15 protein-coding genes are annotated in these 19,331 nt (G+C 72.0%); 11 read left to right on the forward strand and 4 right to left on the reverse strand.

Annotated features, from left to right (window positions below; translation table 11 throughout):
• The first annotated feature begins 3 nt into the window (after window positions 1–3).
• The 10 genes from ACIO9J_RS03055 to ACIO9J_RS03100 all read left to right on the forward strand — a co-directional run bounded on the left by ACIO9J_RS03055 (window position 4) and on the right by ACIO9J_RS03100 (window position 14,471).
• Window positions 4–1,344 (forward strand): family 2 encapsulin nanocompartment cargo protein terpene cyclase, encoded by a 1,341-nt coding sequence (locus ACIO9J_RS03055; protein WP_401991556.1) that lies wholly within the window; start codon window positions 4–6, stop codon window positions 1,342–1,344.
• Between the two features lie 17 nt (window positions 1,345–1,361).
• Window positions 1,362–2,243, forward strand: coding sequence for a geranyl diphosphate 2-C-methyltransferase (locus tag ACIO9J_RS03060; protein ID WP_401991559.1), 882 nt, complete (start codon window positions 1,362–1,364; stop codon window positions 2,241–2,243).
• 147 nt (window positions 2,244–2,390) lie between these two features.
• Window positions 2,391–3,206, forward strand: coding sequence for an SAM-dependent methyltransferase (locus ACIO9J_RS03065; protein WP_401991562.1), 816 nt, complete (start codon window positions 2,391–2,393; stop codon window positions 3,204–3,206).
• A 41-nt stretch (window positions 3,207–3,247) separates the two neighbouring features.
• On the forward strand, window positions 3,248–3,679 hold the full coding sequence (locus ACIO9J_RS03070) for a VOC family protein (protein WP_401991564.1): 432 nt from the start codon (window positions 3,248–3,250) through the stop codon (window positions 3,677–3,679).
• Window positions 3,680–3,810: 131 nt separating this feature from the next.
• Complete coding sequence (locus ACIO9J_RS03075) at window positions 3,811–4,122, forward strand: CU044_2847 family protein (protein WP_401991567.1); 312 nt, start codon at window positions 3,811–3,813, stop codon at window positions 4,120–4,122.
• The gene (locus tag ACIO9J_RS03080) at window positions 4,119–4,961 is read left to right on the forward strand and encodes a serine protease (protein ID WP_401991570.1); all 843 of its coding nucleotides are present in this window, start codon (window positions 4,119–4,121) and stop codon (window positions 4,959–4,961) included. Before ACIO9J_RS03075 ends, ACIO9J_RS03080 begins: the two co-directional genes overlap by 4 nt.
• Window positions 4,962–6,127: 1,166 nt before the next feature.
• Window positions 6,128–9,100, forward strand: a complete 2,973-nt coding sequence (locus ACIO9J_RS03085; protein ID WP_401993032.1) for an AfsR/SARP family transcriptional regulator — start codon at window positions 6,128–6,130, stop codon at window positions 9,098–9,100.
• A 172-nt stretch (window positions 9,101–9,272) separates the two neighbouring features.
• Window positions 9,273–10,769 (forward strand): carotenoid oxygenase family protein, encoded by a 1,497-nt coding sequence (locus ACIO9J_RS03090; protein WP_401991572.1) that lies wholly within the window; start codon window positions 9,273–9,275, stop codon window positions 10,767–10,769.
• A gap of 61 nt (window positions 10,770–10,830) precedes the next feature.
• Window positions 10,831–12,564 carry an ABC transporter ATP-binding protein gene (locus ACIO9J_RS03095; RefSeq protein ID WP_401991575.1) on the forward strand — a complete coding sequence of 578 codons (1,734 nt, stop codon included), beginning with the start codon at window positions 10,831–10,833 and terminating at the stop codon, window positions 12,562–12,564.
• A complete protein-coding gene (locus tag ACIO9J_RS03100) occupies window positions 12,561–14,471 on the forward strand; it encodes an ABC transporter ATP-binding protein (protein ID WP_401991578.1) in 1,911 nt (636 codons plus the stop codon). The genes ACIO9J_RS03095 and ACIO9J_RS03100 overlap by 4 nt, the downstream gene beginning before the upstream one ends.
• A gap of 11 nt (window positions 14,472–14,482) precedes the next feature.
• Here ACIO9J_RS03100 and ACIO9J_RS03105 read toward each other — a convergent pair whose 3' ends face one another.
• Window positions 14,483–15,721: a macrolide family glycosyltransferase gene (locus tag ACIO9J_RS03105; protein ID WP_401991581.1), complete on the reverse strand. Its 1,239-nt coding sequence runs from the start codon at window positions 15,719–15,721 to the stop codon at window positions 14,483–14,485.
• Between the two features lie 91 nt (window positions 15,722–15,812).
• Here ACIO9J_RS03105 and ACIO9J_RS03110 point away from each other — a divergent pair, with 91 nt between their 5' ends.
• On the forward strand, window positions 15,813–16,766 hold the full coding sequence (locus tag ACIO9J_RS03110) for an alpha/beta fold hydrolase (protein ID WP_401991583.1): 954 nt from the start codon (window positions 15,813–15,815) through the stop codon (window positions 16,764–16,766).
• Here ACIO9J_RS03110 and ACIO9J_RS03115 read toward each other — a convergent pair.
• Genes ACIO9J_RS03115 through pyk form a run of 3 tightly spaced genes read right to left on the reverse strand, consistent with a single transcriptional unit; the run spans window position 16,713 to window position 19,321 of the window.
• Window positions 16,713–17,921, reverse strand: a complete 1,209-nt coding sequence (locus ACIO9J_RS03115) for a nucleotidyltransferase family protein (protein WP_401991586.1) — start codon at window positions 17,919–17,921, stop codon at window positions 16,713–16,715. The genes ACIO9J_RS03110 and ACIO9J_RS03115 overlap by 54 nt on opposite strands.
• Window positions 17,918–18,214 (reverse strand): phosphopantetheine-binding protein, encoded by a 297-nt coding sequence (locus tag ACIO9J_RS03120; RefSeq protein WP_401991588.1) that lies wholly within the window; start codon window positions 18,212–18,214, stop codon window positions 17,918–17,920. Before ACIO9J_RS03120 ends, ACIO9J_RS03115 begins: the two co-directional genes overlap by 4 nt.
• 3 nt (window positions 18,215–18,217) lie before the next feature.
• A complete protein-coding gene (gene pyk, locus ACIO9J_RS03125) occupies window positions 18,218–19,321 on the reverse strand; it encodes a pyruvate kinase (RefSeq protein WP_401991591.1) in 1,104 nt (367 codons plus the stop codon).
• Between the last annotated feature and the right edge of the window lie 10 nt (window positions 19,322–19,331).

Here is a 19,331-nt window from a genome sequence, read left to right on the forward strand (position 1 = left end):
TCGATGTCCGCGCCTGAGCCGACACCACCGCAGTCGAGCCTGCCCGAGACGGCAGCCCGCTTCGGGACCGACGTCCTCACCGACGCCGTGGCCCGCGCCTGCGACATCAAGGCCGTGACCGGCGGCGCGCCCAGTGCGCCCGCGGTACCGGAACCACCCGCACTTCTCGTGCCCGAGCCGCCCGAGCCGCCCGAGCTGCCCACGCCGTCCGTGCCCGCCCAGGCCGGGGCGCCGGCACCCGAGGCAGACCTGGACCGGATCCTGCGGGGCCCCACCGGACTGGGGACCGCGGGGTTGCGGCTGAGTCTGCGGGAGGAGCCGCAGCCCGCGGAACTCCCGGCGACCACCGAACCCTCGGCCGCCGAGGGCAAGCCCATCCCGGGCCTCTACCACCACCCGGTGCCCGAACCCGACCCCGTGCGGGTCGAGGAGATCAGCCGGAGGATCAAGTCCTGGGCGCTGGACGAGGTTTCCCTGTATCCCGACGACTGGGAGGAGCAGTTCGACGGCTTCTCCGTGGGCCGCTACATGGTCGGCTGCCATCCGGACGCGCCCACGATCGACCACCTGATGATCGCCACCCGCCTGATGGTGGCCGAGAACGCGGTGGACGACTGCTACTGCGAGGACCACGGCGGCTCACCCGTAGGTCTCGGCGAACGCCTGCTCCTCGCGCACACCGCCCTCGACCCGCTGTACACCACGCGGGAGTACCAGCCGCAGTGGGCCGAGTCGCTGTACTCGGACGCGCCGCGGCGCGCCTACCGCTCCGCCATGGAGTACCTGCTCCAGGCGGCGAGCCCCGCCCAGGCCGACCGGTTCAGGCACGACATGGCCCGGCTGCACCTCGGCTATCTCGCCGAGGCCTCCTGGGCCCAGGAGGACCGGGTGCCCGAGGTGTGGGAGTACCTGGCGATGCGCCAGTTCAACAACTTCCGCCCCTGCCCGACCATCACCGACACCGTGGGCGGCTACGAACTGCCCGCGGACCTGCACGCCCGACCGGACATGCAGAAGGTCATCGCACTCGCGGGAAACGCGACGACCATCGTCAACGACCTCTACTCCTACACCAAGGAACTCGACGCCCCCGGCCGGCACCTGAACCTGCCCGTCGTGATCGCCGAACGAGAGGGCCTCTCCGACCGGGACGCCTATCTGAAGTCGGTCGAGGTCCACAACGACCTCATGCACGACTTCGAGACCGAAGCCGCGGCCCTGGCCGCCGACTGCCCCCTGCCGAACGTGCAGCGCTTCCTGCGCGGCGTCGCCGCATGGGTCGACGGCAACCACCACTGGCACCGCACCAACACCTATCGCTACAGCCTGCCCGACTTCTGGTAGGAAGAATGGACTCATCTGTGACCAGCACCGAACTCACCGCCACCGACGCCCCCGTGCGCATCCCCGGTCCCGCGACGCCCTATCAGGGGGACATCGCCCGCTACTGGGACGGGGAGGCCAGGCCCGTGAACCTGCGTCTCGGCGATGTCGACGGTCTCTACCACCACCACTACGGCATCGGTGAGGTCGACCGCACCGCCCTCGGCGACCCCGAGGACAGCGAGAGCGAGAAGAAGCTCATCGCCGAGCTCCACAGGCTGGAGTCGGCGCAGGCCGAGTGCCTGCTCGGACACCTCGGTGACATCGGCGGCGACGACACCCTGGTGGACGCGGGCTGCGGGCGCGGCGGCTCGATGGTCATGGCGCACCAGCGCTTCGGATGCTCCGTCGAAGGTGTCACGCTCTCGGCCAAGCAGGCCGAGTTCGCCAACCGGCGCGCCCAGGAACTCCGCATCCAGGACCACGTCCGGGCCCGCGTCTGCAACATGCTCGCCACGCCCTTCGAGACCGGCAAGGCCGCGGGCTCGTGGAACAACGAGTCGAGCATGTACGTCGACCTCCAGGACCTGTTCGCCGAGCACTCCCGCATCCTCAAGGTCGGTGGCCGCTATGTGACCATCACCGGTTGCTGGAACCCGCGTTACGGCCAGCCCTCGAAGTGGGTCTCCCAGATCAACGCGCACTTCGAGTGCAACATCCACTCGCGCCGTGAGTATCTGCGCGCCATGGCCGACAACCGCCTCGTGCCGCAGGCCGTCGTCGACCTCACCCCCGACACGCTGCCCTACTGGGAGCTGCGGGCCACGTCCTCGCTGGTCACGGGGATCGAGGAGGCGTTCATCAACTCCTACAAGGACGGTTCGTTCCAGTACCTGCTGATCGCGGCCGACCGGGTCTGACGTCCGGTCCCGCCGATGGGGAGGGCCCGCTCCGCGAGGAACGGGCCCTCCCCGTAGGGCCGTTGGGGCCGACCCGCCGAAACCGCCGGGCGCCGAGCACTAGGGTGAGTGCCGCGAGCGTGATCGACGGACGGCGGGAGAAGGCCCATGACGAGCGAGGCGTACGGCGGCGGAGACCTCGGCCGGATCGACACCAGCCGGGCGCACACGGCGCGGATCTGGAACTACTGGCTGGGCGGCAAGGACAACTACCCCGTCGACGAGGCCGCGGGCGAGCAGATCCGCAGACTCCACCCGGGCATCGTCGACTACGCCCTCGCCGACCGGGCCTTCCTGGGGCGCGCGGTGCGCCATCTCACCGCCGACGCGGGCATCCGCCAGTTCCTGGACATCGGCACGGGCCTGCCCACGGTCGACAACACCCATGAGGTCGCGCAGCGCACCGCGCCGGACGCCAGGGTCGTCTACGTCGACAACGACCCGCTCGTCCTGCGCCACGCCCAGGCCCTTCTCACCAGCACGCCCGAGGGCAGGACCGACTACATCGACGCCGATCTGCGCGACGTGCCGCAGATCCTGGAACAGGCCGCGGGGACACTGGACTTCACCCAGCCCGTCGCGCTCGTCCTGCTCGGTGTGGTCATCTTCGTCGGCGACGACGAGGACCCCTACGGCGTGGTGCGCAGGCTGCTCGACGCGCTGCCCTCCGGCAGCCATCTCGTGCTGTCGCACACCATCACGAGCCCGGCCATGCCGGACGTCGACGCGGCCGTGGCGTTCTGGAACGAGAACGGCACCCCGAGGCTGAACCAGCGCACCCCCGAGCAGGTCACCCGCTTCTTCGACGGTCTGGACCTCCTCGACCCCGGCGTGGTCTCCTGCTCGCGCTGGCGTGCGCAGGACACCGCGGACGGGGAGCCGGACGAGGTGGCGATGTTCGGCGGGGTCGGACGCAAGCGCTAGGCGTACTACCGCTCCGCCGCACCGACAGGAAGGACAACGTCATGAGCGTTCCCGACTCTCCGATACCCCGGTTCCACCTGGCGGTGCCGGTCGACGACCTCGAAGCGGCGCGCCGCTTCTACGGCGGCGTCCTCGGCCTGCCGCAGGGCCGCAGCGCGGAGACCTGGATCGACTGGAACCTGCACGGCCACCAGTTCGTCACGCACCTCGCACCCGAGCGCGCCCGGCGCGTCCACAATCCGGTCGACGGACACGACGTCCCCGTACCGCACTTCGGGCTGATCCTGACCGTCCCCGTCTTCGAGGAGCTCGCCGGGCGGCTGCGCGCGGCGGGGACCGAGTTCGTCATCGAGCCCTACGTCCGCTTCGCGGGGCAGACCGGCGAGCAGCACACGATGTTCCTGCTCGATCCGGCGGGCAACGCACTGGAGTTCAAGGCCTTCGCCGACGACTCCCAGGTCTTCGCGCCCTGACCGGAGGACCGGGCCCGCTTTCCGGGAACTCTTGCCGCCGAAATGGCGTACAAGCTTTCATGGGGGTCGGTCCGCCGGCCGGATCACTCAACTGCCGCGCGCGGCAAGCACATACAGGGGCGACACAGCACATGACTCGGGTCAGGGTGGAGACGGTGGCGCTCGACGCCGGCGGCAACCGGCAGATCGCCGCCAGGACCCGGACGACGTCGCCGCTCGCCGACCGCTCCGCCGAGGTCGAGGAGGCGATCGTGCAGGCCGCGGGCATCGCGCAGCAGGCCCTCACGCAGGCCCCGGCCCGGGACGGCTGGCAGGTCTCCAGCATGGAGGTCACCTTCGGTCTGACGCTCGCGGCCGAGGCCGGAGTGATCCTCTCCAAGGCGTCGGCCGAGGCGTCGTTCGAGGTCACGCTCACCGTGGAGCGGACTTCCGGTACGCCATGACGAGCCCGATCCCCGACTACGGCACGATCCCCGACTACTGGGTCGATCTGTACCAGGCGCGGCAACGTCTCGGCGGTGGCTTCCTGCTGACGCCGCGTTACATCCTCACCGCGCTGCACTGCCTGCGGGGCCTGAGCACGCCCGACGGGAGCGTACACATCGTCCTGGCCGACGGCAGCCGGATCGACGGCCGGGTGTGCCGGCAGGACGACAGCGCCGATCTGGCGCTGATAGAGATCGGGGCGGCGCACTACGTACCGCTCAGCATGATCAGGAAGGCGGGGCGCGCGCTCGTCGGCGGCCGCTGGGAGGGTCCCTACCGGCCGGCCCTCGACGAGGCGAAGCTGCGCGGGAACATCGACGCCCAGTCCGACGACTACGCCTGCCAGGGCGGTGCGGCCATCGAGGCACTGCAATTGACGGTGGATCAGGTGCTCGGCGACTACTCGGGGTACTCCGGCGGCCCGGTGGAGTGTGCCGCGGAGCAGGAGCCGGTCGTCGTGGGCATCCTGCTCGAACAGGGCCTGGACCGCGCGGACGGACGGCGCGCGGCCAACGTCCTGTTCGCCGCGACCATCGCGGAGGCCGTGTCCCGCTTCGACCACCTCCAGCTCAACCACCTGATCGACGTCCTGCGTCCGCAGGGGGCGGGCGTGGAAGAGGTGGGCGGCGTGGTGGAACCCGTCGCCGTCACCAGCGGCGCCAAGGTCGAGGAGTGGTTCCACCGGCTCCAGCAGTGGGCCGACTCCGGTGAGCTGGATCCGACGCAGATCGCGGAGCTGAAGTTCATCGCGGCCCGGCGGGCCATCGAGAACGACTTCGGAGGGGGTGGCGGGTGACCGGCTCCTGGCAGGAGGCCATTTCCCGGGCGGAGAGCGCCCTCGCCGGTGGGTCCGCGGGTGCGGCCGGGCTGACCATCGCGCTCGACGGGCTGCGCGCCGACCCGCGCGCGCTGTTCGCGCCCGCCGCGGGCAAGCACTTCGCGTACCTCACCGCCCTGCTCGACGCGCTGGGCCTCGGGGACGCGTCGTCCGCGCTGGTGGACCAGGTGTCGGCACGGGCGCTCGGGGATCCAGAACTGCGGGACCTGGACAGTGCCGTGCGCAATCAGCTCGCCGTCACGCTGGCGAACCGAGGGAAGCTCGCGGCGGCTTCGGTGCTCCTGTCGTTCGACCACGCCCCCGGCTCACGCGCGCGGACCGGCGTCGCCGCCGCCCGTACGCTGGCGAATCTGGCCGCCGTCAAGATGCGCAAGGGCGACCACGAGGAGGCGGTGCCCGCGGCCCGGCACGCCCTGGACATGGTGAGCGACGAGGAAGGCACGGAAGCCCTCCTGAACGTACGGCTCCTGGCGCTCACGGTCCTGGTCGAAGGGGTGCGGCAGCAGGGTTCGACCGCCGAGGCGGACGAACTGCTCGGCCCGTTGGAACAGGTCGTACGCCAGTTGGTGCGACTCCTGGGCGAGGGCCATCCCCGGTCGCTCGCGGCCGTGGTGGCGCTGGCGTCGGCCGAGTTCGAGTCGGCGCGTTCGGCGGGCGCACGGGACCGGATGGAGCGGGCCGCCGACGTCCTGGCCGTGGTGGCGCAGAAGACGTCGGCGACGCTGGGCACGCGCCATCCGCAGTCGCTGTCGTCGCTGCGTACGCTCGCGGGCACCGAGTTCGAGGCGGCGCAGGTGCTGGGGCCCGTGCGCAGGATCGGGGACGCGCGGAGCGTGGTGCGGGCCGCGTCCGGTCCTGGCGGGGGCGCCGTACCGGCCGAGGACGTCCGACCGGCCGGGGCCGCCCGACCGGCCGGGACCCAGGAGCGGTCGGGGAACCTGGCGGGCGAGCCGCCCGCGCGGATCGCCGAGCGGCGAACCCCGCCCTGGTCCGGCCCGGGGCCCGCCCCCCGGACCGCCACTCCGACGATCCGGCCGTGGACCGTGCCGAAGGTCGAGCCGTGGGCCGCACCGGTCCTCGTTCCCGGGCCGGCCGTTCGCCGCCCCGCCCAGGAGCATCCCAGGGTGCCCGAGCGGCACGAGCAGGACACCGAGACGGTGCGCTTCTCCGTGCTGGGCCCCGTGCGGGCCTGGCGCGACGGGGAGAGTCTCGCCACCGGATCCCCGCAGCAACGGGCGCTCCTGTCCGCCCTGTTGCTCCGGGACGGGCGCGTGGCGACCGCCGCCGAGCTGATCGAGGCGATCTGGGGCGATGACCCGCCGTCGCAGGCCCTCGCGGCGGTGCGCACCTATGCCTCGCGGCTGCGCAAGATGTTCCCGCCGGGACTGCTGGCGAGCGTCTCGGGCGGCTACGCGATCAGGGTCAACTCCCCTGTTGACGCACTGGACTTGACGACCGCCGAATACCTGGCGGCCGAGGCCGAGAAGGTACGCACGGCGGGGGACCTCGACTCTGCCAAGAGACTGCTCGACAGGGCTCTCTCCTTGTGGCACGGAGAGCCGCTGGCCGGTGTGCCGGGCCCGTACGCCGAGACGCAACGCGCACGGCTCACGGAGTGGCAGCTCCAACTGCGGGAGCAGCGGCTCGACATGGAACTGGATCTGGGCGGCCACGTCGAGGCGGTCTCGGAGCTCACCGCGCTGACGGCCGCGCACCCGCTGCGGGAACGGCTGCGGGAGCTGCTGATGCTCGCCCTCTACCGCGCGGGCCGGCAGGCCGAGGCCCTGGCCGTGTACGCCGACACGCGGCGGCTGCTCGCCGCCGAGCTGGGCGTGGAACCCCGGCCCGAGCTGCGGATCCTCCAGCGGCGCATCCTGACGGCCGACGCGACGCTCAAAGGGCCCGCGTCACCGCCGTCCCATGTAGCACCGGTGACGGTGCGTCCGGAACAACTACCCGCCACCGTCCCCGACTTCACCGGCAAGAGCGCCCATGTCGGCGAGCTGCTTGAGGTGCTCTCGGCCGCCGAGAGCCGGGGCCTGACCGTCGCGGCGATCGCGGGCATCGGCGGGGCGGGAAAGACGACGCTCGCGGTGCACGTGGCCCACCAGGCACGGGCGCTCTTCCCGGGCGGTCAGCTCTACGTGGACCTCCAGGGTGTGGGAGAGCGGGCAGCCGACCCGGAGACCGTGCTCGGCGCGTTCCTGCGGGCCCTCGGCACACCCGATCAGGGCGTCCCCGACACCTTGGAGGAGCGCCAGGCGCTGTACCGCTCGGTGCTCGCCGACCGCCGGATCCTCGTGGTCCTGGACAACGCCCGGGACGTGGCGCAGGTCAGGCCGCTGCTGCCGGGCAGCGGCGGGTGTGCGGCGCTGATCACGTCGCGGGGGCGGATGGTGGACCTGCCCGCGGCCCATCTCGTCGACCTGGACGTGATGTCGCCCGATGAGGCGCTGCTCCTCTTCACCAGGATCGTGGGTGCGGAGCGGGTGACGCCGGAGCGGCATGCGGCGCTCGACGTGGTCGCGGCGTGCGGCTTCCTGCCGCTGGCGATCCGCATCGCGGCCTCCCGCCTCGCGGCCCGGCGCACGTGGACGGTCTCGACCCTCGCGGCGAAGCTCGCCGACAAGCGGCGCAGGCTCGACGAACTCCAGGCGGGCGACCTCGCGGTCAAGGCGACCTTCGAGCTGGACTACGGCGCGCTCGAAGCACAACAGGCGCGCGCCTTCCGCCTGTTGGGCCTCGCCGAGGGGCCCGACATCTCGCTGAGCGCGGCGGCCGCCATGCTCGACCAGCCGGTGGAGGCCACGGAGGACCTGCTGGAGTCCCTGGTCGACACGTCCCTCCTGGAGTCGGCGGCACCGGGCCGCTACCGCTATCACGATCTGGTACGCCTGTACGCGCGGGCGTGTGCCGAGCGCGACGAACAGCCGCCGCGCGAGCGGGCCGACTCGCTGTCGCGGCTCATGGACTTCTACTTGATGACGGCCTCGGGGGCGTACGCGCTCACGCGTCCCGGCGACACCGCCGTCTCCTACCTCCAGCCGGGGCGCACCGAGGGCCTGCGCTTCGACACCGCCGCATCCGCCAGGCGCTGGCTGCACGCCGAGTCCGACTGCGTCCTGGCCTGCGTGCAGCAGTCCCTGCCGACGGATTCCGCGCGCCGCGGTGTGGACCTGCTCCTCGCGGCCAGGGAACTCGCCGACTCCGGAGCCAATCCGGGGCTGTACGAGTCCGTGGCCGAAGCGGCGTGCGCCGCGGCCCGGGAGGGCGATGACCCCTGGGCCGAGGCTCGGGCGAGGACGGCGCTCGCCGGTGTGCTGCTGCTCGCCGGGCGCCTGGAGCAGGCGGACGGTGAGGCGCGGCGCGCCGTCCGCCTCGCCGAGCGGACCGGCGACCCGCTGCCGCACTGCTTGGCCGTGCACGACCTCGGCGTGATCGCGATGTTCCAGGGCCGCCACGCGGACGGTGAGCGGTACTTGGCGGAGGCCGTCAGCAGCTTCCGGACCCTGCGCAATCTGCCCGGCGAGGCCGACGCCCTCGGCAATCTGTCCCGCATCCGCCTCTCCCTCGGCAAGCCCGCGAGCGCCGTCGACCTCGCCCGCCGGTCCCTCGACATCCACGACCGCACGGGCCGCACCGAGCGCGTGGCCGGCGCCCACTACGTACTCGGGCTCGCACTCACCAAGAGCGAGCAGTTCGACGACGCGGTGTTCCAATTGAGCTCCGCGCTAAGGGCGTTCAGACAGCAGGGGAACAGGATCTGGGAGGGGCAGACCCTGTACAGGCTCGCCGAGGCGCACCTGGCGACGGGCCGGTTCGCGGACGCCGCGTCCGACGCGGAACTCGCGCTCTCCCTGCTGACCGATTCGGAGAGGACGCGCCACCGGGCCGGGGTGCTCACGGTCCTCGGCAGCGCGCTGCACGGCATCGGGCACACCGACCGGGCCCGCGCCTGCTGGGAGGAGGTGCTGTCCCTGCTCGACAGGACCGGCTCCGCGGGCACAGCCGAGACGGACGAGCTGCGCCGCAGGGCGGCGAGGTATCTGCACGGCGCGGGCACACGACACCGGCCGGGCGGGCGCGAGGGGGCCTGACCGGCATCGCCGCGCGCTCACCGGTCCCCCGCCCCGGGGGTGGTGTCAGCGCCACCCCGTGTCCGGGCCCCAGGCCTCCTGTGCCGAACCGCCCGCCGGAGCAGGCTTGTTCCCGTCACCAGCGAACACTCCGGCTCTCCTCGCCGGACACCGACGGCGAACGGGAGATGTGATGACCAGTCATACGCGACGGAGAATCCTCCAGGGTGCGGCGCTCGCCGCCGCGGGCAGCGTGGTCGGCGGCTACGGGCTCGGGCCCGGCGCCACCACCGCGCGGGCCGCGGCGGGCGGCGGCGGAACGTCCCTGCCGTTCCTGGAGGGCGCGTTCGCCCCGGTGAGCGAGGAGTTGACCGAGTTCGACCTGCGGGTGACCGGCCGCGTGCCGCGCGACCTGGACGGCCGCTACCTGCGCACGGGACCCAACCCCCTCGGCCTGGAGGACCCGCGGGCACACCACTGGATGCTGGGCGACGGCATGGTGCACGGGGTGCGGCTGCGCGACGGACGCGCCGAGTGGTACCGCAACCGGTGGGTGCGTTCCTCGCAGGTGGCGAAGAAGCTCGGCGAGCCGTACCCGGGCCCGGTGCCACCGGACGACTTCCCGTGCAACACGCACGTGATCCCGTACAAGGGGCGGATCCTGGCGCTCCAGGAGAGCGGTCCGCTGCCGTACGAGATGGACGGCGAACTCGGCACGGTGCGCCCTTACGACTTCCGGGGCACGCTGGAGGGCGCGTTCACCGCGCACACCAAGTACGACGCGGCGGCGGACGAGTTGCACGCGGTGGCGTACTACCCGACGTGGGACCACGTGCGGCACATCATGATCGACCGGACCGGGCGGGTGGCCCGCACCAGCAAGATCCCGGTGGCGGACGCGCCGATGATGCACGACTTCGCGCTCACCCGGAAGTACGTGGTGATCGTGGATGTCCCCGTCACGTTCGACCCGGCGGCCGCCGAGGCGGGTGCGATCGTGCCGTACGTCTGGAACGAGCGGCACCCGATGCGCATCGGGGTCATGCCGCGCACCGGGGGCACCACCCGGTGGTTCGAGATCGATCCGGTGTACTTCTCGCACACGCTCAACGCCTACGACCAGGGCGATGAGCTGATCCTCGAACACACCTCGATGCCCGCGCCCTTCTACGCCGCTGGGCGGGGCAACGGCGGCCCCTCCACGACGGGCGCGCCGACGCTGAACCGCTGGACGGTCGACCTGCGCGCGGGCCGGGTGCGCAGCACCCGAATCGACGATCAGGCGCAGGAGTTCCCCCGCGTCAACGAGTCACTCGTCTCCCGCAGGCACCGCTTCGCGTACACGGCGAGCGCGGCGGAGATGTGGCGTGCGTACGAGACCCTGGACGGGGTGCCGCCGGACACCAAGTTCACCAACTGCCTGGTCAAGCACGACATGTTGCGCGACAGCAAGCAGGTGTGCCGCTTCCCGAAGGGGTCGGCGGCCAGCGAGCCCGTGTTCGTGCCGCGGCGCGGCGCACGCGACGAGGACGACGGCTACATCCTCTCCTACGTCCACGACCCCGACCGCGGCGCGACCGACCTGCTGGTCCTCTCCGCCCAGGACTTCACGGGACACCCGCTGGCCCGTGTGCACCTGCCGGGACGGGTGCCGCTGGGGTTCCACGGGAGCTGGGTGGCGGACCAGTAGCGGGCCCATGGCCGACCGGCACCCCGTGGCCTCGGAGCGAACGGCGAAGTAGGTTCGCTCCGTGCTGATCAGACTCGCGTTACACCGCCTTGCGCCCTACCGCTCGGCGGTGGCGCTGACCGTACTGCTCCAAGTCGCCCAGACCAGCGCCCTGTTGTGGCTGCCCGCGCTCAACGCCGTGATCATCGACCAGGGAGTGGTGCGCGGTGACACCGGGGTGATCATGCGCGTCGGCGGGCAGATGCTGGCCGTCACACTGGTCCAGGTGCTGTGCGCGCTCGGCGCCCTGCACTTCGGGGCACGCACGGCGCTGGCCGTGGGGCGTGATCTTCGGGAGGACGTCTTCGCCCATGTGCAGCGCCTGTCCGTACGCCAGGTGGCCAGGTTCGGCACTCCGTCGCTGGTCAACCGCACCACCAATGACGTACACAACGTCCAGACGCTCCTCCTCACCGTCCTCACCCTGCTGGTCGCCGCTCCGCTGATGTGCGCGGGCGGCGTGATCATGGCGCTCGGCCAGGACGTGCCGCTCTCCTCGGTCCTGCTGCTCCTGGTCCCCGTACTGGTGGTGCAGGCCGCGCTGATCTTGCGACGGCTGCGCCCTCTGGTGCGGTCCCTCCAAGAGCTCGTCGACGACGTCGCGCGCACGCTCCGGGAGCAGATCACCGGCGTGCGCGTCGTGCGCGCCTTCGTGCGAGACGCCTACGAGCAGCGCCGCTTCGCACGGTCCAACGACACCCTCACCGACATCTCGACCCGGGTGGGGCGGATGACCACGCTGCTCCTTCCGCTGGGCGCGACGACGGTCAATCTGTTCGGCGTCGCGGTGGTGTGGCTGAGCGCACCACGGATCGAGAACGGCAGCATGCGGATCGGCGCTCTCACCGCGCTGATCACCTATCTCACGCTGATCCTCACGTCCGTGCTGACCGTTGCCGGTCTGTTCATGGTGCTGCCGCGCGGGGAGGTGAGTGCGGAGCGCATCACTCACGTACTGGGCACGGAACCGGAGATCGGGCCACCGGTCGGCGTCGCGCCCCGGCCTGCCAGGCCCGCGCGGGTGGAGTGGCGCGGGGTGGAGCTCAGGTATCCGGGCGCGGAGGTACCTGTGCTGAGCGGGCTCACCATGACGGCGGAGCCGGGCGCGGTCACTGCGGTCATCGGCCCGACGGGCAGCGGCAAGACCACCCTGCTCGGACTGGTCCCGCGCCTCTTCGACGTCACGGCGGGGACGGTGCGGGTCGGCGGCCAGGACGTACGCCACCTCGACCCCGCCGCCCTCACCCGGACCGTGGGCATGGTCCCGCAGAAGGCGTACCTGTTCTCCGGGACGGTCGCCTCGAACCTCAGGTTCGGCAGGCCGGACGCTTCCGACGACGAACTCTGGCGGGCCCTCGACGTGGCGCAGGCCCGTGACTTCGTGGCCCGGATGCCGGATCAGTTGCGGGCGCCGATCAGCCAGGGCGGTAGCAACGTCTCCGGCGGCCAACGCCAGCGGCTCGCGATCGCGAGGACGCTGGTGGCCGGTCCTGACGTCTACCTCTTCGACGACGCGTTCTCCGCGCTCGACCAGCGCACCGAGGCCGCGCTGCGTGCGGCGCTCGCCGTGGAGACGGCCGATGCCACCGTCGTCATGGTGGCGCAGCGCGTGAGCAGCGTGCGTGACGCGGACCGCATCGTCGTACTCGACGACGGCCGGGTCGCGGGCACCGGCTCCCACGAGGAACTGTGCGAGAGCAGCCCGACGTACCGGGCGATCGTGCGCTCCCAGTCGCCGGACGGAGTCGTCGCATGAGGGCGTCGTCCGTGGCGGAGCCCGAGAAGCGGACGGCGGCGCGGGCCGCGGACTTCCAGGGCGCGGCCCGCCGCCTGCTGGCCCGGGTGAGGCAACAACGCGGCCTGTTCTACGGCATGTTGGCCCTCGGCCTGACCAGCGTCACCCTCAACGTGGCCGGTCCGAAGGTCCTCGCGCACGCCACCGACCTGATCGTGGCGGGTCTGGTCGGGCGGCGGCTGCCGGAGGGGACGAGCAGGGCGGACGCCGTCGGCCGGCTGCGCGCTCAGGGCGACGCAGGGCTCGCCGACATGCTGGGCGCGGTGGACGTCGTGCCGGGGCGCGGCGTCGACGGCGGCGCGCTCACGGCGACGCTGAGCCTCGCCGTCGCCGTGTACACACTCTCCGGTCTGTGCTGGATCGCGCAGGGGCGGGTGACGACCCGGGTCATTCAGCGCATGGTCCGCACGCTCCGCCAGGACGTGGCGGAGAAACTGTCCCGGCTGCCGCTCGCCCACTTCGACCGCCGGCCCCGTGGCGAGATCCTGAGCCGCGCGACCAACGACATCGACAACATCGCCCAGACGCTCCAGCAGACGATCAGCCAGCTCACCAACTCGCTGCTCCTGGTGGTCGGCGTCCTCGGCATGATGTTCTGGATCTCGCCACCGCTGGCCCTGGTCGCCCTGGTCACGGTGCCGCTCACCTTCGCGCTGACCGCGGTGATCGCCCGGCGCGCCAAGCCGCACTTCGTGCGCCAATGGGGGCGTACGGGCCGCCTCACGGCGCATGTCGAGGAGGAGTACACGGCGCACGACCTGGTGGTGCTGCACGGGCGGCAGCGGGCATCCGCAGAGGAGCTCACCCGGCACAACGAGGAGCTTTTCCAAGCCGGTTACCGGGCGCAGTTCCTGAGTGGGGCCATCCAGCCCGTCCTCACCTTCATGGGCAACCTCGGCTATGTGCTGGTGGCCGTGGCCAGCGGGATCCGGGTCGCCTCCGGCGCCCTGTCGATCGGTGACGCCCAGGCGTTCGTGCAGTACTCGCGGCAGTTCGGCGGCCCGCTGACCAATGCGGCGAGCGTGGCCAACCTGGCGCAGTCCTGCGCGGTCTCGGCGGAGCGGGTCTTCGCGCTCCTCGACGAGCCGGAGGTGCGCCGGAGTCCGGGACGGCCGCCCGCCTCCGATGGGGCGCAACAGCCGTGCGGGCGGCTGGTGTTCGAGGATGTGTCCTTCCGGTACACGCCCGAGGAACCGCTCATCGAGCACCTGTCGCTGACGGTCGAACCAGGCCAGCGGGTCGCTGTCGTCGGGCCGACGGGGGCGGGCAAGACCACCCTGGTCAATCTGCTGCCGCGGTTCTACGACGTCACCGGTGGCCGCATCGTGCTCGACGGCGTGGACATCGCCGAGCTGCCGCACGAGGAACTCCGGCGCATGATCGGCATGGTGCCCCAGGACGCCTGGCTGTTCGCGGGCACCATCGCCGACAACATCGCGTACGGCAGGGAGGGCGCGACCCGCGCCGAGGTGGCGGAGGCGGCACGGGCCGCACGCGCCGACCACTTCGTCCGCACGCTGCCCGACGGCTACGACACCGTGCTCGGCGACGGCGGTTCGGGGATCAGCGCCGGTGAGCAGCAGCTCATCACCATCGCCCGCGCCTTCCTCGCCGACCCGCTGCTGCTGGTGCTCGACGAGGCGACCAGCTCCGTGGACACGCACACCGAAGCCCTGGTGCAGGAGGCGATGTCCCGGCTGAGCCGGGGCCGCACGAGCATCGTCATCGCCCACCGCCTCGCGACGGTGCGCGACGCCGATGTGATCGTGGTCCTTGACCGGGGAAGCGTCGTGGAGCAGGGCACGCACGGGCAACTGCTCGCCGCGGCTGGGGCGTATGCGCGGCTGTGCGCGGCGCAGCTGCGGTGAGGGCGGCGCTCTCACCCCGCGGCGACGGCACCGCCGGGGGATCGGTCGTTCCCGGCAGCGAGTACGGTCTCCACCACGTCGGCCGCCGCGGGTGCTCCGCCCGCTGCGGCGCAGGCGCGGCGCATGCGGTCGATCCCGGCCCGGACGGCCGCGTCCGAGGCCACCGACGCCACGGCGGCCCGGAGCGCGCCCGCGGTGAGGCCCGCACCCGCCAGCCGCCGCCCCAGGCCGAGTTCCTCGACGCGCCGCGCGTTCGCCTCCTGCTCGGGGCGCTCCGGCACCACGACGAGGGGCACCCCCGCGTGCACCGATTCCATGATGGAGTTCATGCCGCCGTGCGAGACGAAGACGGCGGCGTGCCGCAGGACCGCACGCTGGGGGAAGTACGGTCGCACGTCGAACTCCGCCGGCAGGGTGCCCAGTTCGGCGGGGTCGATGTGTTCACCGGTGGACATGGCGACGCGCTGTCCGGTGCCGGCGAACGCGTCCCTGCACAGGGCGAGGAACTCGGGCCGTCGGGAGGCCGTGCCGAGCGAGACGTAGACCAGCGGCTCGCCGTCGGCAGCGGGATGCACGTCGGTGTCCGGGTGGGCCGCGTCGCCGTCCGCTTCGAGTGAAGGGCCGACGAAGTGGTAGCCGTCGTCGAACGTCTCGGCCGCGTACTGGAACTCGCGGGGGACGAAGACCACGTTCACCTCGGCGGGCGGGCCCGACATGAGTACGGAGGCCATGCTCACCCCGTATGTGGTGGCACGTCGGCGGAGCCTCGCGAGCACGGGCCGCAAGGTGGTCCTGTCGGGACCCTGCGCGCCGGGCACCAGTCCCGCGCGCCGGGTGTGAGCGTTGTCGGCGAAGGTCGGCAGGAGGCCCACGCCCGGTAGGGCGAGCTTCTCGGCCAGCATCCGGCCCACCGGGGACGCCATGTCGTAGCAGACGGCATCGGGCAGGTCGTGCCGTGCCTGTTCCAGGACGACGGGGAAACCCGCCCTGATGAATCCGGCGAACAGTTCCATGCGCTCCACGAAGCGGCGAGGTCCGTAGTCGCCGGTGGGCGGCGGCGGCATCTCGAAGGCCAGCGGCAGGAGCGTGGCGCCCGCGGCCTCCACGCGCCCGCCGAACTTGGGGTGTGTGGCGTAGGTGACCCGGTGTCCGCGGCGCACGAGTTCCGCCACGAGGGGCAGCGTCGGGTTCACATGGCCGTGCGCCGGGAGACAGACGAAGTAGAGATGCTCGGGTGCGTTCTGCGGCATGGTTCCGTCCTGCGGTCGGGCGGCCGCGCGGCGGGCACGGCCGGGGAACGGTTCTGGGCAACTGCCGTACCGCGCGTGCACGATGGGGGCCATGGGGCGCTATGTCGAGGTGGAATCCGGAATCCGTCTGTGGGTGCAGGAGGACGGCGCCGAACACGCACCCGTGCTGCTGCTCGTCATGGGAGCCAACTCCTCCGGCCTCGCCTGGCCGGGCCGGTTCGTCGCCGAGCTGGCCCGGCACCACCGGGTCGTCCGCTACGACCACCGGGACACCGGGCGGTCCACGGCGAGCTTCGACCGGGCGCCGTACGGGCTGGTGGATCTGGCGCGTGACGCCGTCGCCGTCCTCGACGCGGTGGAGGCACCGCGGGCTCACGTCGTCGGCATGTCGATGGGCGGCATGCTGACCCAACTGCTCCTGCTCGACCACCCCGAACGGCTCCTGAGCGCCGCGCTGTTCTGCGCTCAGGCGCTGCCCGCCCCGCCCGCCTCCGAGCACCCCCTTGCCGCCGCACGGGCGACGCTGCCCGGCCCCGACGAGCGGCTGCGACGGCTGTGGGAGCGTATGGCGGCGTCCCACGGCGGAGAGGCGGAGACCGCGCTCCGTGTCGAACAGTGGCGCCTCTACAACGGGGGCGTGCTGCCCTTCGAGGAGGAGAAGTTCCGGCGGATGGAAGAGCGCCTGGCGCGGGGCCGGGCACGCGATCGCGGTCAGGGCGGCAGCGGCGGGCCGCACACACGTGCCTCGCAGACGGGGCTGGCCCGCGCCGACGAACTGGCCCGGGTCCGTACGCCCTCTCTGGTCGTCGAAGCGCCGCAGGACCTCGTCGTTCCTCCGGCGCACGCCCGGTGGCTCGCCGGGACCCTGCCCGGCGCCCGGCTCGTTCACGTACCCGGTATGGGGCATCTGCTGCATCCGGCGGTCACCGCCCGGCTGGCCGCGGAGATCCTGGCGCACACGGCCGCCGCGTCCACCGACTCTCCTGGGGCGTCATATCGAGGAACGAGGGCCCGGTACCTGGCTGCGCCCCCGCGCGACGTGTGAGCGGCGAGGGTCGAAGAGCCGCTCGGCGAAGGGCATCTCCCAGCACCGGGGCGCGCCGTCGAACCTGCCGTACTCCTCCAGGAGCTCCGGCCGCGACACCGGGAAGCGGGAGATGAGCGACGCCGGGACGCTGCCCGGATACAGCTCGTCCGTACGGTGCAGCGCATAGGCGACGCTCTCCTCGCAGCCGTATCCGGCGACTCGTTTCTCGAACTCCGGCAGGCACCCCTCGGGTGCGAGGCGCAGCAGTTCGGCCAGGTCGATGAACTTGCGCAGCGCCAGGTCCTTGCCGTTCTCGATGTGCAGCAGGAGGTTGGCCTCGACATGGATCTGCACACAGCCGTCGATGAGCTGGTCCACGGGGTCGAGCATGCGGGCGGGTTCGCCGTAGAGGCGGGTGGGCACGGCGCGGTCGAGCAGTTCCTCGCCGTCGTCACGGATCCCGCTCATCGGCTGGAACAGGCTGAAGCAGCCCGAGAGGATGTACTGGTCGAGGTCGTCCTGATGCCCGAGCTTGATGTAGGGCAGCGCCACATTCGTGATGTTGACCTTCCAGTAGACCTGCGTCCTGCGGTCGAACGGCTCGATCCGCCGCCCGTCCGCGGACTGCTGCCCCAGCGTGTAGCCCTGTTCGGCGGCGATCTCGCCGAACAGGGCGAAGTCGGCGCGGCGCAGCAGCACGTCGAGGTCCGACATGCGCCGTGCGCCCCGGTCGAGGTAGACGCCCTCACCGAGAACGGGACCCTTGCGGACGGCGTAGTCGATGCCCGCCTCGGCGAGCGCCCTGAAGACCTTGGCGAACTCGGCGGCGAACGCGGTGTTGCGGCGGCGGTTTCCTTCATAGACCGCGGCGTAGATCCAGTGGTACGGCACGAGGGAACGGCCGTCGTCGCCGTGTGTCAGGCGCAGCCGCACCAGATTCCGGCCCACCAGCGGCAGCACCATGTGGCGTGCCGCCTGGTCGAGGAAGAAGCCCCAGTCGAGCGCGGCACCGTGGCGCGTGAGGAATCCGCGTATCGCTCCTTGTCCGGTCCGGTCGATCCGCAGCCGGGCCAGGGCGATCAGCAGGTGTGCCTCCGGGCGCAGACCGCTCAGTCCCGTCCGGACGGGGATGTCCGTACCGTCCCGGCCCGGCGGGACGACGGCTCCGGTCATGAGGGGTTTCCTCCCCCGGCCGGCACGGCGGGCTCCGCGGACCCACCGCGTGCCAGCGCGACCACGGCCCAGAGTTCGGCCGGGCTGCCGAAGGCCTGCGCGCTCAGCAGCTCGTCGGGGATGGTGACGGCGTATCGCTCCTCCAGGTCGAGGAGGAGACTGACCGTCGCCAGCGAGTCAAGGCCGTGATCGGAGAGGACGAGTTCGGGCGAGAGCGGTCGGTCCTCGTCGAGCAGGGGCAGGTGGAGCCGCAACGTGTTCTCGAAGTCGGGTGGCCAGGGGGCGGCGGGCATGGGTCACCTTTCCGGGGTGTGGGTGGCGGGCACGGGTGAGCGGCCCGGTACGGGCGAGTGGTTCGGACTCCCGCCGAGGGGCGGGTCCGCGCGGCACTCATCGGCGTACCTCTCGGCGCTTTCGATCACCCGGCGGAGGGTGTCGACCGCCCGCACCGGATGCCGTCCGAAGCCGGTCTCCCCTGCGAGCATCAAGGAGTCGGCACCGTCGAGCACGGCGTTGGCCACGTCGGCGACCTCGGCGCGGGTGGGGCGGGAACTCTCCCGCATGGAGTGCAGCAACTGGGTGGCGACCATGGAGTGCGTTCCGGCACGGGCGCATGCGGCGATGGTCCGCTTCTGCACCGCAGGAACCTCTTCGAAGGGCAGCTCCAGGGCCAGGTCGCCACGGGCCACCATGAGCCCGTCGTACACCGCCGCCATGTCGGAGAGCCGGTCCACCGCCGTCGGATGCTCGACCTTGCCGATGAGCATCCGGTCGGGCGCGAGGTCCCGCAGCACGTGGTGGTCGTCGGGGCGGGCGAAGGAGAGGGCCACCATGTCGACGCCGAGCGAGACCGCGAACCGCAGGTCGTCCGCGTCTCGCTCGGTGAGTCCTGGGCGGAGGTGACCGCCTCGCATCGTCACGCCGCGGCCGTCCGTGACCGGCCCGCCCTCGACGACCGAGCACCGCAGTACGTCCGCGTCCGCCTCCTCGACGGCCAGGATCACGGCACCGTCGTCGATGAGGACGCTGCTCCCCACCGGCACGGTGCCAGGCTCCCACGCGTGCGTGACCCAGGTGCGGTGGGAGGCGGCGGCATCGGGTCGTGCGGTGAGGACGACCTTCTCCCCGGTCGCCCAGTCGGCGCGGCCTCCGGGGAGCGCGCCGATCCGGTTCTTGCGACCCTGGAGGTCGGCGAGGAGTCGTACCCCGCGACCGCTCTCGGCGGCGATCTCCCGCACGTACCGCGCCACGTTGAGGTGCCGCTCCCGGGTGCCGTTGACCATGCTGAGCCGGATGACGTCGGCGCCGGCCATCACGAGCCCTTCGACGCAGGAACGCCGCTCGCTCGACACACCGACCGTGGCGACGATGGCCGTTCGCCGGCCGGCAGGGGATTCCACAGCTCGTCTC

The sequence above is a fragment of the Streptomyces sp. NPDC087300 genome, assembly GCF_044744425.1.
GTDB lineage: Bacteria > Actinomycetota > Actinomycetes > Streptomycetales > Streptomycetaceae > Streptomyces.

Excerpts from the sequence above, each read along its gene's own strand:
- ACIO9J_RS03055 (WP_401991556.1), top strand. The coding sequence starts at position 4 with ATGTCCGCGCCTGAGCCGACACCACCGCAGTCGAGCCTGCCCGAGACG.
- ACIO9J_RS03065 (WP_401991562.1), top strand. The coding sequence starts at position 2,391 with ATGACGAGCGAGGCGTACGGCGGCGGAGACCTCGGCCGGATCGACACC.
- ACIO9J_RS03070 (WP_401991564.1), top strand. The coding sequence starts at position 3,248 with ATGAGCGTTCCCGACTCTCCGATACCCCGGTTCCACCTGGCGGTGCCG.
- ACIO9J_RS03075 (WP_401991567.1), top strand. The coding sequence starts at position 3,811 with ATGACTCGGGTCAGGGTGGAGACGGTGGCGCTCGACGCCGGCGGCAAC.
- ACIO9J_RS03080 (WP_401991570.1), top strand. The coding sequence starts at position 4,119 with ATGACGAGCCCGATCCCCGACTACGGCACGATCCCCGACTACTGGGTC.
- ACIO9J_RS03090 (WP_401991572.1), top strand. The coding sequence starts at position 9,273 with ATGACCAGTCATACGCGACGGAGAATCCTCCAGGGTGCGGCGCTCGCC.
- ACIO9J_RS03100 (WP_401991578.1), top strand. The coding sequence starts at position 12,561 with ATGAGGGCGTCGTCCGTGGCGGAGCCCGAGAAGCGGACGGCGGCGCGG.
- ACIO9J_RS03105 (WP_401991581.1), bottom strand. The coding sequence starts at position 15,721 with ATGCCGCAGAACGCACCCGAGCATCTCTACTTCGTCTGTCTCCCGGCG.
- ACIO9J_RS03110 (WP_401991583.1), top strand. The coding sequence starts at position 15,813 with ATGGGGCGCTATGTCGAGGTGGAATCCGGAATCCGTCTGTGGGTGCAG.
- ACIO9J_RS03115 (WP_401991586.1), bottom strand. The coding sequence starts at position 17,921 with ATGACCGGAGCCGTCGTCCCGCCGGGCCGGGACGGTACGGACATCCCC.
- ACIO9J_RS03120 (WP_401991588.1), bottom strand. The coding sequence starts at position 18,214 with ATGCCCGCCGCCCCCTGGCCACCCGACTTCGAGAACACGTTGCGGCTC.